This window comes from Streptomyces sp. NPDC044571, assembly GCF_040647115.1.
Classification (GTDB): domain Bacteria; phylum Actinomycetota; class Actinomycetes; order Streptomycetales; family Streptomycetaceae; genus Streptomyces.
Genome location: NZ_JBEZBN010000014.1, coordinates 79,019 through 91,491 on the forward strand (window position 1 = coordinate 79,019; position 12,473 = coordinate 91,491).

Genomic DNA, 12,473 nt, shown 5'->3' on the forward strand with positions numbered 1-12,473 from the left:
GAGCGATCAGGAAACACGGAAGGGAAGGTCAGCGCCATGGCTGCCAGGACCACGGAGCCCGAGGGCACGCACGAGACCCCGGTGCCGCAGCGGCTGCTGGCCGTCGCCACCCGGCTCTTCGCCGAGCGCGGCTACGACCGCACCTCCGTCCAGGAGATCGTCGAGGCCGCCGGGGTCACCAAGGGCGCGCTCTACCACTACTTCGGCTCCAAGGACGACCTCCTGCACGAGGTGTACGCGCGGATGCTGCGCCTCCAGCAGCAGCGGCTGGACGCGGTCGCCACGTCCGACGCCCCCGTCGAGGAGCGGCTGCGCGCCGCCGCGGCCGACGTCGTGGTCACCACCATCGAGAACCTCGACGACGCGGCGATCTTCTTCCGTTCGATGCACCAGCTCAGCCCGGAGAAGTTCAAGCAGGTCCGGGCGGAGCGCCGGCGCTACCACGAGCGCTTCCGGGCACTGATCGAGGAGGGCCAGCGCGCCGGCGTGTTCTCCACCGCCACCCCCGCCGACCTGGTGGTGGACTACCACTTCGGTTCCGTCCACCACCTGTCCACCTGGTACCGGGAGGACGGTCCGCTCACGCCGCAGCAGGTCGCCGACCACCTCGCCGACCTGCTGCTGCGTGCGCTGCGGCCGTAACGCCCCACCGGTCCCCGGGCCGGGGGCCCCGTTACCCCTGGCGGTGGCGCTTCAGCCGCCGGTTACACCTGGCGATAGCGCTTCAGCTCCCGGTGCGCCAGCGAGCGCTGGTGCACCTCGTCCGGCCCGTCCGCCAGGCGCAGGGTCCGGGCCGCCGCCCACAGTTCGGCCAGCGGGAAGTCCTGGCTCACCCCGCCCGCGCCGTGCAGCTGCACCGCGTCGTCCAGGATGCGCACCACCGCCCGCGGGGTCGCGATCTTGATGGCCTGGATCTCGGTGTGGGCACCCCGGTTGCCGACCGTGTCCATCAGCCAGGCCGTCTTGAGCACCAGCAGCCGCAACTGCTCCACGGTGACCCGGGCGTCCGCGATCCAGTTCTGTACGACGCCCTGCGCGGCCAGCTCCTTGCCGAAGGCCGTACGCCCCACGGCCCGCCGGCACATCAGCTCGATGGCCCGCTCCGCCATGCCGATCAGCCGCATGCAGTGGTGGATCCGGCCCGGGCCGAGCCGGGCCTGGGCGATGGCGAAGCCCGTGCCCTCCTCGCCGATCAGGTTCGCCGCCGGGACCCGGGCCCCGTCGAAGACCACCTCGGCGTGGCCGCCGTGGTCGTGGTCCTCGTACCCGTACACGGTCATGGCCCGGCGGACCTCGACCCCCGGGGTGTCGCGCGGGACCAGGATCATCGACTGCTGGCGGCGCGGATCGGAGCCGTCCGGATCGGTCTTGCCCATCACGATGAAGATCTTGCAGTCCGGGTTCATCGCCCCGGAGATGAACCACTTGCGGCCGGTGACCACGTACCCGTCGCCGTCGCGCTCGATGCGGGTCTCGATGTTCGTCGCGTCCGAGGAGGCCACCTCCGGCTCGGTCATGGCGAACGCGGAGCGGATCTCCCCGGCCAGCAGGGGGTGCAGCCACTGCTTCTTCTGCTCCTCGTTCCCGAACTGGGTCAGGAGCTCCATGTTCCCCGTGTCCGGGGCCGCGCAGTTGGTCGCCGTGGGCGCCAGGTGCGGGCTGCGGCCGGTGATCTCGGCCAGCGGGGCGTACTGGAGGTTGGTCAGGCCGGCGCCGTATTCCGCGTCCGGCAAGAACAGGTTCCACAGACCCTGACGGCGCGCTTCGGCCTTCAGTTCACCGAAGACGGCCGGGGTGTCCCAGGGCGAGGCCAGCCGTGCGCGCTGCTCGGCGGCGAGGGGCTCCGCCGGGTAGACGTACTCCTCCATGAACGCGAGCAGCCGCTCGCGGAGTTCCTCGGTCCGGGCGTCGAATGCGAAGTCCATGCGGGTGTGCCTCAGCCTTCCTGGAGGGTGGTCAGACCGTGCTCGATGAAGACCGGGACCAGTTCGCCGATCCGGTCGAAGCCCGCGCCGACGGTCTGCCGGAGCGTGTAGCGGTAGTGGATGCCTTCGAGGATCACCGCGAGCTTGAACCAGGCGAAGGCGGTGTACCAGGCGATCGCCCCGGTGTCCCGGCCCGAGCGGGCGGCGTACCGCTCGATCAGCTCGGCCGGTGCCGGGTGGCCGGGTGCGGCGCTCGTCGTGCTGACCGGCGAGTCCGTCAGCCCCAGGTCCGAGCTGTACATCACCAGCAGCCCGAGGTCCGTCAGCGGGTCGCCGAGGGTGGACATCTCCCAGTCGAGCACCGCCCGGATGGTGTCGTCCGGGCCGCCGATCAGCACGTTGTCGAGCCGGAAGTCCCCGTGCACCACCGTGGGCGCGGGGGAGTCGGGCAGGGCCCGGCCGAGCGAGCCGTGCAGCTCGTCGATCCCGGCGAGCTCCCGCCCCCGGGAGGCCGCGAGCTGCTTGCCCCAGCGGCGCAACTGCCGGTCGAGGAAGCCCTCGGGCCGGCCGAAGTCGCCCAGACCGACCGCCTGCGGGTCCACCGCGTGCAGGTCGACCAGCGTGTCCACCAGGCCGAACACCGCCCGCCGGGTGCGTTCGGGACCGAGCGCGGCGAGCTGGGCGGCGCTGCGGTACGGGACCCCGTCCACGTACTCCATGACGTAGAACGGCGCCCCGAGCACCGCCTCGTCCTCGCACAGCAGCACCGGCTCCGGGACGGGTACGGCCGTGCCGTGCAGCGCCTCGATGACCCGGTGCTCGCGCCGCATGTCGTGGGCGGTGGCCAGGACGTGGCCGAGGGGCGGGCGGCGCACCACCCAGCGCGCGGACCCGTCGGTGATCTCGTACGTGAGGTTCGACCGGCCGCCCTCGATCAGCCGGCCGCGCAGCGCCCCGGCCACGAGCCCGGGCCGCTCGCGGTCGAGATGGCCGCGCAGCCGCTCCAGGTCGAGGCCCCGGGGGTCGGCTGAAGCTGACGCTGAGGTCATGGTGCGCTCCTCCGTGCGGAGTGGGTGTGGGTGTGGGTGTTTGGGTGTCGGTGTCGGTGTCGGTGTCGGTGTCGGTGTGGGGTGGGGTGGGGGTGGGGGTGGGGAGGGGTGGATGGGCCGGCAACGAGAGACATCATGCCGACCAGTCGGTATGTCGTCCAGTGGGCGGGGCGGTGAATGCGGGCCGATGGGGGAACCCACCGGCCCGCCGGGCTCACGCGTGGCAGAGGATCGGCGTCCCGCCGTTCATCACCGTCATGTCCTGTAGCACTGCCAGGATGTCCAGCGGGGCGCCCTCCGGCTCACCCGCGAGCTCCGCGTACGCCCGGTGCAGGTTCGCCACCAGCCGCTCGCTCTCCCGCCAGGCCGCGAACTCGCCCAGGTCGGCCTGGCGCGCCACCTCCAGCGGGGTCTGCCCCTTCGCCCTGCCGTCGCGGGCGATTTCCTCCACGTACCGCAGGTAGCGCTCGGTGGACGCGTAGGCCGACGGATCCGTCAGGGGCCCGTGGCCGGGCACGACGGTCTCCGCGTCCAGCGAGCGCAGCAGCTCCAGCGCCCGCAGCGACCCCGCCAGGGAGCCCATGGCGAGGAACGGCGTGCCCTCGGCGAAGACGAGGTCGCCCGTGAAGACGACCCGCTGCCCGGGCAGCCACACGATGGAGTCGCCGGTGGTGTGCGCCACGCCCGGGTGGATCACCTGCACCTCCGTGCCACCGAGGTGCAGGGTCATCCGCTCGCTGTACGTGAGGTCCGGGGCGGTGATCTCTATCGCCCCGAAGTCGGTGGCGGGCCAGATCACTTCGAGCTGGTGGCCGGCGGCGAGCTGTTCGGCGCGGGAGTTGTCGTGCCCGAGGATGAGCGCCTCGGGGGCGAACACCCCGTTGCCGTACGTGTGGTCGCCGTGGTGGTGGGTGTTCACCACGATGTGCGGCAGCGGCACCCCGGCGCCCTGGACCGCGGCGCGCAGGGCGAGGGCGCGCCGCTCGGTGGCCGCGGTGTCGACGAGCAGCGTCCGGCCGCCGTCGCTCACGAAGCCCGCGTTGTTGAGGCACCAGCCGCCGTCCGGCTGGACGTAGGCGTAGACCCCGTTCGCGGGCTGGACGAGGTACGGCTCTTCGACGGTCATCTGCGCTCTCCCCGGGTCGCTTTGACGGGCGCTCGGCATCCTGCCAGCCGCGGGGCGCGCGGGGGAGAGTGGGGTGGCGGGGTGGTGTGTTGCGGCGGGGTGGTGGGTTGGCGGGCGTTGCGGGGCCGGTCGTCTGTTTGGTGCGGGGCGGTGATGGTGGTGGTTTCGGTGGGCCGGTACCGGTGGAGTGCGGGGCGTGCCCCCGGCGGGCAGGGCCTGCAGCCGCCCCTGCCTGCCGGGCCCGATGCCGGACGCGGCCTGCGGCGCGTCGTCCCTACCGGTCAAGACGCCCCCACCGTCGTCCCGCTCCCTGTGCCCTTTCCCTGCGGCTCCGGGCCGGCGGTGCGGCACGGCCCGCACGGCTTCCGCCCCCGGACTCCGGGCCTGCGCCGCGGCGGGCTCGCGGGGCTTTCGGCGCGGGCTGCGGGTCCGCGGGGTGGCCGGGTTAGAGGATCACCGCCAGCGCGAACACCGACAGTGCCACCGTGCATGCCACCGCCGCCGCGGCCGCGCGTGGCGCGAGGGCCGGCGGTCTGGGTGAGGCCAGTTGCCGGACCCGCCGGTGCGCCACCCACAGGAAGGCCAGCCAGACCAGCGCGATCGCCGCCGCCCCGCCCACCTCCACCGACGAGCCGGAGCCGCGTGCCGCCTGCCGCAGCGCCAGCACCGCCGCCACCGAGCACGCCAGCGTCGTACGCCGCCACGCGAGCCGGGTCCGCTCCGGCTGGAGCCCCGCGTCGCGCTCGGCCCGGGGGGAGCCGGTCACCGCCCGCGGGTCCAGCCGAACAGGACGACCACCACCATCGCCGCCGCCACCAGCCCCACGCCCAGGCTCAGCACCACGGGGAACCGGGACAGCGGCAGATCGGCCCCTCGCCGCATCGCCCGCTCGCACCGCACCCAGTGGTTGACCGCCCGCAGCGCACACGCCGCCCCCACCGCGAGCAGCGCGAAGGCCATCCCGATGCGCACCCCCCACCGCAGGTCCGGCAGGAACTGGTCCACCGCGAAACCGCCGCCCACCAGCGCGAGCGCGGTGCGGATCCAGGCCAGGAAGGTCCGCTCGTTGGCCAGTGAGAAGCGGTAGTCGGGGGTCTCGCCCTCGTCCCGCAGCCGCTGCGGTGCGAACCAGAGGCGCACGTCCTTGACGAAGTCGATCACCCGGCCAATCTACGGCGGAACTCCCGCAGCCGCCGGTAGGCCTCCAGCCCGTCCGGCACCCACGGCCACTCCCCGCCCGCGACCCGGGCCTCCAGCTCCTCCTCCGCCAGCCACGCGTGCCAGGCCACCTCGGACTCCTGCGGCCGCACCGGCAGCGCGCAGCGCACCTCGTGCACGTACGACCACCACGCCCCGCCGGGGCCCTCGTACAGGAACTTGAACAGTGGCTCCGGCTGCGCCAGCCCGGCCACCCCCAGTTCCTCGCCGGCCTCGCGCAGCGCCGCCTCGGCGTAGCCCTCGCCCGCGCCCAGCACCCCGCCGACGAACATGTCGTAGTGCGAGGGGAAGACCAGCTTCGAGGCCGTCCGCCGGTGGACGAAGATCCGCCCCTGCGCGTCCTTGGCCTGCACGAACACACACCGGTGGATGAGCCCGCGCGCGTACACCTCGCCGCGTGGGGCCTGCCCCGTCACCCGGTCCTCGCGGTCCACCACGTCCAGCACTTCATCAGCAGCACTCACACGGCTCATCCAACCACCGCTGTTGACGGGTTACCGCTCCGTAGCAAAGGATCTGCCCCACCACCGACCCGAGGACGAGGCAGCGCATGACGTACGACGCAGACGTGATCGTGATCGGTGCGGGGCTGGCCGGCCTCGTCGCCACCGCCGAGCTCGTGGACCGCGGCCGCAAGGTCATCCTGATCGACCAGGAGCCCGAGCAGTCGATCGGCGGCCAGGCCCACTGGTCCTTCGGCGGCCTGTTCTTCGTCGACTCGCCCGAACAGCGCCGCATGCGGATCAAGGACAGCCGCGAACTCGCCCTCCAGGACTGGTTCGGTACCGCCGGCTTCGACCGCGAGGAGGACGCCTGGCCGCGCCGTTGGGCCGAGGCGTACGTGGACTTCGCGGCCGGCGAGAAGCGGCCCTGGCTGCACGCCCGGGGCGTCCGCTTCTTCCCGGTGGTCGGCTGGGCCGAGCGCGGTGGCTACGACGCGAACGGCCACGGGAACTCCGTCCCCCGCTTCCACATCACCTGGGGCACCGGCCCGGGCCTCGTCGCCCCCTTCGAGCAGCGGGTGCGCGCCGGGGCGGCCCGCGGCCTGGTCGACCTCCGGTTCCGCCACCGCGTCACCGGCCTCTCCCGCACCGCCGGAGCCCTGGACACGGTGACCGGGGAGATCCTCGCGCCGTCGGACGCCGTACGGGGGACCGCGAGCAGCCGGGAGGCCACCGGCGCCTTCTCCCTGCGCGCCCAGGCGGTGATCGTGACCAGCGGGGGCATCGGCGGCAACCACGACCTCGTGCGCGAGCAGTGGCCGGCCCGGCTCGGTACGCCGCCGCAGCGGATGCTCTCCGGCGTCCCGGCGCACGTGGACGGCCTGATGCTCGGCATCGCGGAGGAGGCGGGCGCCAGCCACATCAACAAGGACCGGATGTGGCACTACACCGAGGGCATCGGGAACTGGAACCCGATCTGGGCCCGGCACGGCATCCGCATCCTGCCCGGCCCGTCCTCGCTCTGGCTGGACGCCACCGGCAAGCGGCTGCCCGTACCGCTCTTCCCCGGCTTCGACACGCTCGGCACCCTCGACCACATCATGAAGACCGGGCACGACCACACCTGGTTCGTGCTCAACCAGCGCATCATCGGCAAGGAGTTCGGCCTCTCGGGATCCGAGCAGAACCCGGACCTGACGGGCAAGTCGATCCGCGACGTCATCGACCGCGCACGACAGGCCGTACCCGGCCCGGTGAAGGCCTTCATGGAGCAGGGCGCGGACTTCGTCGTGGAGCGCGACCTCGCGTCCCTGGTGCGCGGGATGAACGCGGTCACGAAGGAGGACCTGCTGGACGAGGAGACCGTCCGCCGGGAGGTCGTGGCCCGGGACCGGGAGATCGCCAACCCCTTCACCAAGGACCTCCAGGTCACGGCGATCCACGGCGCCCGCAGGTACCTCGGCGACAAGCTGATCCGCACCGCCGCCCCGCACCGGATCCTGGAGCCCAAGGCGGGGCCGCTGATCGCGGTCCGGCTCTCGATCCTCACCCGCAAGTCGCTGGGCGGCCTGGAGACCGACCTGTCCTCCCGGGTCCTGACGGCGGCCGGGGAACCGCTGCCGGGCCTGTACGCGGCGGGTGAGGCGGCCGGTTTCGGCGGCGGCGGCGTCCACGGCTACCGGGCGCTGGAAGGCACCTTCCTGGGCGGCTGCATCTTCTCGGCCCGTACGGCGGCCAGGGCGGCGGCCGGCGCGGTGGGCTGAGGGCCGCCCGGCCGAAGACGGCTTACGACGGCTCGGGCAGAGCGGTCACCACGCGGAACCGCTCCGCGACCACCAGCGTGTCGTCGTCCACCGTGTACTCCGGGTCGCCGAGCGCCGCCCGGACCGGCGGGCTGTGCCAGAACCGCTCGTGCGAGGCGCGCCATTCGGCCACGGAGGCGTACCCCTCGCCCTCGTCCAGCGCATGCTGGAGGTCCACCTCGGCCAGCCTCAGCACCCGGACCTCGGTGACCTCCACCACCGCCACCGCCCGCTCCTGCGAGTCCACCAGCACACTGCGCGCACCCGGCACCCGCAGCGGCTCGCCCTCGGCCTCGTACTCGGGCAACAGCCCCGTCGTCGCGGTCTTCGCGCCGCTCAGCACCGCTGCCACCAGCGTGTCGCGCAGGGGCCCGGGGAAGCCCAGCAGATACGGGGGGAGGTCTTCGTACGTGGTCATCCCGCCACCCTACGGGCCGGGCCGCCACGGCGCCGAACCGGATGAACCCCACCAACTCACCTCACGGTGAGACCAGTTGAAACCCGCCACGCAGTGGACTGGACCTTGACGCGGAGCTGTGCCTACCGCTTTGCTGTGCGTGATCATCCAAGTCGAACCGTCCGCCCGCGCCCGTGTCATGGAGGGAATCCCGCGGATGTCCCCGCCTCCGCCGCCCCTCGGCCGCGCCCGCAAGCGGGACGCCCAGCTCTTCGACCCGGCCCTGTGCGACGTCGAACTCGTCGACGTGCGGTCCCAGTTCACCCAGGGCCGGTGGGCCACGGCCCGGTCCCTCCTCGTCGCCACCGGCGACGACTGGGACCGCCGCGGCCACCGCGTCACCGTCCTCGCCGAAACCCCGGCCGCCACCGCCTGGGCCCGCGAATGGCTGCTGGCCGAACCCGACAGCGCCGACGCCGCCACCCTCCTCGCCTGCGCCGCCGTCTTCACGGCCCTGCGCCGCAAGGGCACGCCCGAGGCGGCCGAGGAGGCCTGCCGTCGGGCCGCCGCCCTGCTCCCCGCCGATCCGACCCCGTGGCTGGGGCTGCTCATGCTCTCCCGCGTCTACGGGACCGAGGAGGAGTTCAGCCGCCACTTCGACCAGGTCCGTGCCCGCCACCGCGAGCACCACCACGCCCACCACCTGATGGTCGCCAAGCTGGCCGAGCACACCCCCGCCGCCGGCCACGACCCGCTCCACGAGGTCTACGACTTCGCCGCCTGGGCCGCCGAGGAGTCCCCGGCCGACTCCCCGCTCGCCGTACTCCCCGTGATCGCCCACGCCGAGCGCTACCGGGTGCTCGCCGCCACCGAGGGCCGTACCCCCGACAGCGCCGCCGCCCACTGGTCCAGCCGCCGGGCCCGCCAGGTCCTGCGCTCAGCCTTCGACTGGTGGCTGGAGTGGGAGCGCGAGGACCACCCCCGCAACCGCGTCGACCTCAACTTCCTCGCCCACGCCAAGCTCTGCGAGGGCCGCCCCGCCGAGGCCGCCGCCCTCTTCCACCGCATCGGCCGCCATGCCACCCGCGCCCCCTGGTCCTACCCGGACCTCGACCCGCACAAGGCCTTCCTCGCCGCGCGCAACGCCGCGCTCGGCACCGCTTGACGCACCGCCCCGCACCCCGCTCGACCCTCCGCTCGCCCTTCCCGAAAGGACCCCCCGCCATGCCGACGGGCAGATCCACCACGCTCACGGACCCGGCCGAGATCCGTACGTACAAGGGCCAGGACCGGGCCCTGCGCGCCGACCGCCTCGGCACCGCCGGCCTGCTGCTCTCCGTCCTCGCCGCCAGCGCCCCCCTGATGGTGGTCGCCGGCGTGATGCCCACCACCTTCGGTGTGATGGGCATCGTCGGCCAGCCCCTGCTCTTCGTCATCCTCGGCGCCGTGCTCGCGCTGTTCAGCATCGGATACGCCGAGATGAGCCGGCACGTCCACAACGCCGGCGCCTTCTACGCGTACATCGCCCGCGGCCTCGGCCCCACGGCGGGCGCCGGCGCCTCGTTCGTCGCCCTCGTCGCGTACAGCGCCATGCAGGCCGGCGTCTACGGCATCCTCGGCTTCGAGATCTCCGGCCTCTTCGCCACCTACCTGGACACCGAGCTCGCCTGGTGGATACCGGCCCTGATCGCGGTCGCCGTCACCGGCGCCCTCGGCTGGCTCAAGATCGACCTCAACGCCCGGGTCCTCGGCGTCCTGCTCCTCATCGAATGCGTGCTCGTCGTCGCCTTCGACGTCGCCGCCCTCGGCGACCCCGGCCCCCAGGGCCTGTCACTGCACGCGTTCAACCCCGCCACCCTCGGCGGCGCCGGCCTCGGCACGGCCCTCTGCTTCTGCATCGCCGCCTTCGTCGGCTTCGAGCAGTCCCCGGTCTACGCCGAGGAGACCAGCAAGCCGCACATCGTCGTCTCCCGCGTGATGTTCCTCGCCGTCGGCTTCGTGGCCCTCTTCTTCGCCCTCAGCGCCTGGGCCCTCACCGTGGCCACCGGCCCCTCCGAGGTCATCAAGACCTCCGCCGAAGCCGGCCCCGGGCTGCTGTTCCAGCTCACCGAAGGGCTCCTCGGCGCCGCCTTCACCGACGTCCTGCACGTCCTGTTCGTGACCGGCATGTTCGCGGCCATGCTCAGCTTCCACAACGTCGTGGCCCGCTACGCCTTCGCCATGGGCCGCGAAGGCCTGCTCCCGGCCGCCTTCGGCCGCACCAGCGCGGGCACCGGGGCCCCCGCCACCGGCTCCCTCCTCCAGACCGTCATCGCCACCCTCGTCGTCCTCGCCTTCGCCCTCACCGACAGCCACCCGGCCGGCGACCCCACGGCGCCCGTCCTGCACCTGTTCACCTGGATGGGCAGCGTCGGCGCCCTCGGCGTGACGCTCCTCATGGCCGCCGCCTCCTTCGCGGTGATCGCCTTCTTCGTCCGCCGCGGCACGGCCGGCGCCCAGGTCTGGCGGTTGCTCGCCGCCGGGGCCGCCGGCGTCGCCCTGCTCGCCATCGCCGTCTACACGGTCAAGGACTTCGGCGTCCTGGTCGGCGCCGAGAAGGGCTCCGCCCTCAGCTGGGTGCTCCCCGGGGTCATCGCCGCCGCCGCGGCCTGCGGCCTGCTCCACGGGGCCCTCCTGCGCCGCAACCGCCCCGAGGTGCACGCCCGCATCGGCCTGGGGAACGAGGCCTTCCGCCTCGATCAGGCGGCGAGCACCACCCCTAGCGACTGAGGCGCGTCCCTCGCTTTCATGCCCCTACGAGGCCCCGGGCGCCCGTTTCCATGGTCGCCGGGGGCCTCTGTGTGCAGAGACCGGGTTTGGGCCGGTGGCGGAGCTCGTGGTCTCCTGTGTCGACAAAACCACCGGCCCACCCGCACAGGTGACACCACCCAGCTCCCCTGCGCGGCGCCCGGACCTGCCTGTCCCACCCACGAAGGCGAAGTCCTACATGAGTGACCGCACCCTGACCGAGGCCACCGCCCCGGCGCCCTCCCGCCATGTCGACGCCGGCGACGAGGGCTACAGCAAGGACCTCAAGTCCCGCCACATCAACATGATCGCGATCGGCGGAGCGATAGGCACCGGCCTGTTCCTCGGCGCGGGCGGACGGCTCGCCAACGCGGGCCCCTCGCTCGCCATCGCCTACGCGGTGTGCGGCATCTTCGCCTTCTTCGTCGTGCGGGCCCTGGGCGAGCTCGTGCTCTACCGCCCGTCCTCCGGCGCGTTCGTCTCGTACGCGCGCGAGTTCATGGGGGAGAAGGGCGCCTACACGGCCGGCTGGCTGTACTTCCTGAACTGGTCGACCACCACTGTGGCCGACATCACGGCCGCCGCGACCTACGCGCACTTCTGGTCGATGTTCACCAGCGTCCCGCAGTGGGTCCTGGCCCTGATCGCCCTCGCCGTCGTCCTCACCGCGAACCTGATCTCGGTGAAGTACTTCGGCGAGATGGAGTTCTGGTTCTCCCTCGTCAAGGTCGCCGCCCTTGCGGTCTTCCTGGTCGTCGCGATCTACCTCGTCGCCACCAGCCACGACATCGGCGGCCACACCCCGGGCCTGTCCACCATCACCGACAACGGCGGCATCTTCCCGTCCGGGGTCCTGCCGATGCTCCTGGTGGTCCAGGGCGTCGTCTTCGCCTACGCCTCCGTCGAGCTGTGCGGCGTCGCCGCGGGTGAGACCGAGAACCCCGAGAAGATCATGCCGAAGGCGATCAACTCGATCATGTGGCGCGTCGGCCTCTTCTACGTCGGCTCCGTCGTCCTGCTCGCGATGCTCCTGCCGTACACCGCCTACTCCGGCGACCAGAGCCCCTTCGTCACCGTCTTCGACAAGCTCGGCATCCCCGGCACCGCCGGCATCATGAACCTGGTCGTGCTGACCGCGGCCCTCTCCAGCCTGAACTCCGGCCTCTACTCCACCGGCCGCATCCTGCGCTCGATGGCCATGTCCGGCTCCGCGCCGAAGTTCACCGCCCGCATGAACAAGGGCAAGGTGCCCTACGGCGGCGTCCTGTTCACCGCCGCCTTCGGCCTCGCCGGCGTCGGGCTGAACTACCTCATGCCGAAGGACGCCTTCGAGCTCGTCCTCAACTTCGCCTCGCTGGGCATCCTGGGCACCTGGGGCATGGTCATGCTCTGTTCCCTCCACTTCTGGCGCCGCGCGCAGCAGGGCAGCCTGGAGCGCCCCGCGTACCGCCTGCCCTGGGCCCCGTACACCCAGATCATCACGCTGGCGTTCCTGCTCACCGTGCTGGTCCTGATGTGGTGCGACGGCGGCGTCGGCCGCACCACGGTGCTGTGCGTCCCCGCCATCGCCGCCGCACTGGTCGGCGGCTGGTTCCTGGTCCGCGGCCGGGTCGCGGAGATCGCCGCCCGCCGCTGACCCCCGCGCTCATGAGAAAGGACCCCGCCACGGCGGGGTCCTTTCCGTCGGCCCGGACGGGCCGGGTCAGGCCTGGGCGCAAACGCAGAA

12 protein-coding genes are annotated in these 12,473 nt (G+C 72.7%); 5 read left to right on the forward strand and 7 right to left on the reverse strand.

What is annotated here, in order from left to right:
- Positions 1 to 36 precede the first annotated feature (36 nt).
- Positions 37 to 642, forward strand: a complete 606-nt coding sequence (locus AB0B01_RS10245) for a TetR/AcrR family transcriptional regulator (protein ID WP_361715250.1) — start codon at positions 37 to 39, stop codon at positions 640 to 642.
- A gap of 62 nt (positions 643 to 704) precedes the next feature.
- Here AB0B01_RS10245 and AB0B01_RS10250 read toward each other — a convergent pair whose 3' ends face one another.
- From AB0B01_RS10250 to AB0B01_RS10275, 6 genes are all read right to left on the reverse strand, one after another.
- The gene (locus AB0B01_RS10250; protein ID WP_361715253.1) at positions 705 to 1,925 is read right to left on the reverse strand and encodes an acyl-CoA dehydrogenase family protein; all 1,221 of its coding nucleotides are present in this window, start codon (positions 1,923 to 1,925) and stop codon (positions 705 to 707) included.
- Between the two features lie 11 nt (positions 1,926 to 1,936).
- Positions 1,937 to 2,974, reverse strand: coding sequence for a phosphotransferase family protein (locus tag AB0B01_RS10255; RefSeq protein WP_361715256.1), 1,038 nt, complete (start codon positions 2,972 to 2,974; stop codon positions 1,937 to 1,939).
- 214 nt (positions 2,975 to 3,188) lie between these two features.
- Entirely contained in the window at positions 3,189 to 4,100 is a 912-nt protein-coding gene (locus AB0B01_RS10260; RefSeq protein ID WP_361715259.1) for an MBL fold metallo-hydrolase, read from the reverse strand.
- A 445-nt stretch (positions 4,101 to 4,545) separates the two neighbouring features.
- Complete coding sequence (locus AB0B01_RS10265) at positions 4,546 to 4,866, reverse strand: DUF202 domain-containing protein (protein WP_361715262.1); 321 nt, start codon at positions 4,864 to 4,866, stop codon at positions 4,546 to 4,548.
- Positions 4,863 to 5,261, reverse strand: coding sequence for a DUF202 domain-containing protein (locus AB0B01_RS10270; protein ID WP_361715265.1), 399 nt, complete (start codon positions 5,259 to 5,261; stop codon positions 4,863 to 4,865). The genes AB0B01_RS10265 and AB0B01_RS10270 overlap by 4 nt, the downstream gene beginning before the upstream one ends.
- Positions 5,258 to 5,782 (reverse strand): NUDIX domain-containing protein, encoded by a 525-nt coding sequence (locus AB0B01_RS10275; RefSeq protein WP_361715268.1) that lies wholly within the window; start codon positions 5,780 to 5,782, stop codon positions 5,258 to 5,260. Before AB0B01_RS10275 ends, AB0B01_RS10270 begins: the two co-directional genes overlap by 4 nt.
- An 86-nt stretch (positions 5,783 to 5,868) precedes the next feature.
- Here AB0B01_RS10275 and AB0B01_RS10280 point away from each other — a divergent pair, with 86 nt between their 5' ends.
- On the forward strand, positions 5,869 to 7,524 hold the full coding sequence (locus tag AB0B01_RS10280; protein ID WP_361715271.1) for an FAD-binding dehydrogenase: 1,656 nt from the start codon (positions 5,869 to 5,871) through the stop codon (positions 7,522 to 7,524).
- Positions 7,525 to 7,546: 22 nt separating this feature from the next.
- Here the strand turns inward: AB0B01_RS10280 and AB0B01_RS10285 are convergent, their stop codons facing one another.
- Entirely contained in the window at positions 7,547 to 7,981 is a 435-nt protein-coding gene (locus tag AB0B01_RS10285) for an ASCH domain-containing protein (RefSeq protein ID WP_361715274.1), read from the reverse strand.
- Positions 7,982 to 8,177: 196 nt separating this feature from the next.
- On the opposite strand from AB0B01_RS10285, the gene AB0B01_RS10290 reads away from it, so the two are divergent.
- From AB0B01_RS10290 to AB0B01_RS10300, 3 genes are all read left to right on the forward strand, one after another.
- Positions 8,178 to 9,125: a hypothetical protein gene (locus AB0B01_RS10290; protein WP_361715277.1), complete on the forward strand. Its 948-nt coding sequence runs from the start codon at positions 8,178 to 8,180 to the stop codon at positions 9,123 to 9,125.
- Positions 9,126 to 9,184: 59 nt separating this feature from the next.
- A complete protein-coding gene (locus AB0B01_RS10295; protein WP_361715280.1) occupies positions 9,185 to 10,729 on the forward strand; it encodes an APC family permease in 1,545 nt (514 codons plus the stop codon).
- Between the two features lie 217 nt (positions 10,730 to 10,946).
- Positions 10,947 to 12,383 (forward strand): amino acid permease, encoded by a 1,437-nt coding sequence (locus AB0B01_RS10300; RefSeq protein ID WP_361715283.1) that lies wholly within the window; start codon positions 10,947 to 10,949, stop codon positions 12,381 to 12,383.
- Positions 12,384 to 12,473 lie beyond the last annotated feature (90 nt).

Excerpts from the sequence above, each read along its gene's own strand:
- AB0B01_RS10300 (WP_361715283.1), top strand. The coding sequence starts at position 10,947 with ATGAGTGACCGCACCCTGACCGAGGCCACCGCCCCGGCGCCCTCCCGC.
- AB0B01_RS10285 (WP_361715274.1), bottom strand. The coding sequence starts at position 7,981 with ATGACCACGTACGAAGACCTCCCCCCGTATCTGCTGGGCTTCCCCGGG.
- AB0B01_RS10255 (WP_361715256.1), bottom strand. The coding sequence starts at position 2,974 with ATGACCTCAGCGTCAGCTTCAGCCGACCCCCGGGGCCTCGACCTGGAG.
- AB0B01_RS10290 (WP_361715277.1), top strand. The coding sequence starts at position 8,178 with ATGTCCCCGCCTCCGCCGCCCCTCGGCCGCGCCCGCAAGCGGGACGCC.
- AB0B01_RS10280 (WP_361715271.1), top strand. The coding sequence starts at position 5,869 with ATGACGTACGACGCAGACGTGATCGTGATCGGTGCGGGGCTGGCCGGC.
- AB0B01_RS10250 (WP_361715253.1), bottom strand. The coding sequence starts at position 1,925 with ATGGACTTCGCATTCGACGCCCGGACCGAGGAACTCCGCGAGCGGCTG.
- AB0B01_RS10295 (WP_361715280.1), top strand. The coding sequence starts at position 9,185 with ATGCCGACGGGCAGATCCACCACGCTCACGGACCCGGCCGAGATCCGT.
- AB0B01_RS10260 (WP_361715259.1), bottom strand. The coding sequence starts at position 4,100 with ATGACCGTCGAAGAGCCGTACCTCGTCCAGCCCGCGAACGGGGTCTAC.
- AB0B01_RS10245 (WP_361715250.1), top strand. The coding sequence starts at position 37 with ATGGCTGCCAGGACCACGGAGCCCGAGGGCACGCACGAGACCCCGGTG.